The sequence below is a fragment of the Microbacterium sp. genome, from assembly GCF_035277845.1.
In the GTDB taxonomy this organism is placed as follows: domain Bacteria; phylum Actinomycetota; class Actinomycetes; order Actinomycetales; family Microbacteriaceae; genus Microbacterium.
The window spans coordinates 1-2672 of sequence record NZ_DATEJS010000270.1; the positions used below are offsets into that span (position 1 = coordinate 1).

Below are 2672 nucleotides of genomic sequence, written 5' to 3' on the forward strand. Positions count from 1 at the left end.
CTGCTGCGCAGGGCGGTCGCCTGGTCCGCGGCCGCGGTGCTCGAGCCGGTCGCCGGCTCCCTGTCGCCCCGCCACGCCGAGTTCGCCGAGCGTGTCGTCATCCGCTCGCTCGACCGATCCGCCTGAACCGATCCGAGGAGATCCCATGCCGCTCGTCCCGATGTCCGAGGCGCTCGCCGGACGGCGCGCCGTGTGCGCGTTCAACGCCGTGCAGCTGGAGGTGGCGGAGGGGATCGTCGCGGGCGCCGAGGCGGCGAGGACGCCGGTGGTGCTGCAGCTGTCCGAGAACGCGGTGCGGTTCCACGGGGCGCTGGCGCCCATCGGCGAGGCGTTCCTGGCCCTCGCGCGGAGCAGTTCGGCGCCGGTGGTGGTGCACCTCGACCACGCGACGGAGGAGTCGCTCGTCGACGAGGCGATCGCGCTCGGGTTCGCATCGGTGATGTACGACGGCGCCCACCACGAGTACGCCGACAACGCGGCGCGCACGGCGGCGGTGGTGCGGCGCGGGCACGCGGCCGGCGTGTGGGTGGAGGCGGAGCTCGGCCGCATCGGCGGCAAGGAGGGCGCGCACACGCCCGGGGTGCGCACGGACCCGGCCGAGGCGGCGCAGTTCGCCGGTGAGACGGGCGTGGATGCGCTGGCGGTCGCGGTGGGCAGCGAACACGCGATGCGGGAGCGCACGGCATCCCTCGACCTCGGGCTGATCGCGCGGATCGCGGCATCCACCGGGCTGCCGCTGGTGCTGCACGGGTCGAGCGGGGTGGCGGATGCCGCGATCGTCGACGCGATCGCCGCGGGCATGCGCAAGATCAACATCGGCACGCATGTCGGGCGGGTGTTCACCGACGCGGTACGCGGGGCGCTCGCCGACGAGTCGCTGATCGATCCGCGCAGGTTCATCACGCCGGGACGTGCCGCGGTCGCCGCCGAGGTCGAGCGGATGCTCCGCACCCTGACGCCGGCCTGATCGACCCGGGCGGGCCGGCGCGACCGCCGGCCTCAGGCAGCGGAGTCGAGCCCGGATTCCTCGATGATGCTGATGGGCCGCGTCTCGTCGATCTGCATGCGCAGACCGCCGTCCTCGTGCCGGTGCAGGTGCCCGTTCGTCGCCAGCCAGACCGCGCCGAGCACGAGCGCCGCGACGCCCGCGACTCCGCCGACCTGGATCGCCGCACGCGGACCGAACGCGGATGCCACCCATCCGGCGGTCGGAGCGCCGATGAGGGTGGATCCCTGCAGCACGCCCATGTACAGGGCGAGCACACGGCCGCGCAGCGCCGGGTCGGTGGTGGTCTGCACGTACCCGTTCGCGGTCGTCAGCATCGAGACGGTGCAGAACCCGACGAACACCAGCGTGACCGCGTAGAGCACGTAGGCCGGCATGAAGGACGAGACGAGGGATGCCACGCCGAACCCGCCCGCCGCGAACATCACCACCCTCATCCGTGCCCGCTCGCGGCGCGCGGCCATGAGCGCGCCGGCGAGCGAGCCGACCGCGAGCACGGAGCTGAGCAGGCCGTACCCGTCCGCGTTGCGGCCGAAGGCGAGCGCCATCGTCGAGGCGAAGATCGGGAAGTTCATGCCGAACGCGGCCACCAGGAATACCATGCCGATGACGATCTGCAGGTCCTTGCGGCGGGCGACGTAGCGGAAGCCGTCGGCGAAGCGGGCGCCGCCCTGGGCGCGGATGGTCGGCACGAGCTCGTCCTTGTGCAGCAGCGACAGCGCGATGAGCATCGCGAGGAACGTCGCGGCGTTGACGATGAACACCCAGCCGGTGCCGACGAGCACGATCATGAAACCGCCGACGGCCGGCCCGATGAGGCGTGCGGTGTTGAAGGATGCCGAGTTCAGCGCCACCGCGTTCGACGCGTTCTCGCGCGAGACCACATCCGAGACGAACGTCTGCCGGGCCGGAGCGTCGAACGCGTTCGCGATGCCGAAGCACAGCGCGAAGAACCACATCAGGGGCAGCGTCATCACGTGCGTGAGCAGCAGCACGCCGACCGCGATCGCCAGGGCCATCAGGGTCGACTGCGTGACCATGAGCAGCTTGCGCCGCTCGAACCGGTCGGCCACCCATCCCGTGATGCTCACGAGAAGCAGCGGGGGAGTGAACTGCAGCGCCATGGTGACACCCATGGCGGTCGCGTTGTTGTGCGTCAGCTGGGTCAGCACCACCCAGTCCTGGGCGGTCGACTGCATCCACCCGCCGATGTTCGAGATCAGCGCGCCGACGATCCAGAGGCGGTAGTTGTAGATGCGCAGGGAGCGGAACATCGCGTTCACAGGTCGGCGACCTTCCGCATCAGGGCGGATGCCGCGGCCAGCAGTTCGCGTTCGTCCGGATCCAGTTCGGCGAGCACCGATTCGAGCCAGGCATCCCGCCGGCGCACGGTCTCGGTGACGACGGCGAGTCCCTCTTCGGTGAGTTCGATGTTCACCTTGCGACGGTCGACGTCGTCGGGGGTGCGGGTGAGCCAGCCCGATTCCTCGAGGCAGTTCACGGTGCGGTTCATCGACGGGGGAGTGACCCGTTCGCGTGCCGCGAGCTCGCCGAGCGTGTGCGGGCCCTCCTTCTTGAGGGCGGCGAGCACGGCGAATTGGCCGTCGCTCATGGTGTCGATGGCGCGTTCCGCGCGCAACCGGCGGGCCAGTCGGAAGGTCGCCAT

Annotated in this window: 3 protein-coding genes; 1 reads left to right on the forward strand and 2 read right to left on the reverse strand. The window is 71.0% G+C overall.

The features are described from left to right. The first annotated feature begins 145 nt into the window (after positions 1-145). Positions 146-967 carry a class II fructose-bisphosphate aldolase gene (locus VJR25_RS11840; protein WP_324115232.1) on the forward strand — a complete coding sequence of 274 codons (822 nt, stop codon included), beginning with the start codon at positions 146-148 and terminating at the stop codon, positions 965-967. 32 nt (positions 968-999) lie between these two features. Here VJR25_RS11840 and VJR25_RS11845 read toward each other — a convergent pair whose 3' ends face one another. Continuing rightward, positions 1000-2280 carry an MFS transporter gene (locus tag VJR25_RS11845; RefSeq protein ID WP_324115237.1) on the reverse strand — a complete coding sequence of 427 codons (1281 nt, stop codon included), beginning with the start codon at positions 2278-2280 and terminating at the stop codon, positions 1000-1002. Between the two features lie 5 nt (positions 2281-2285). Beyond that, on the reverse strand, positions 2286-2672 hold a 387-nt coding region (locus VJR25_RS11850), incomplete at its 5' end, for a MarR family transcriptional regulator (RefSeq protein ID WP_324115235.1).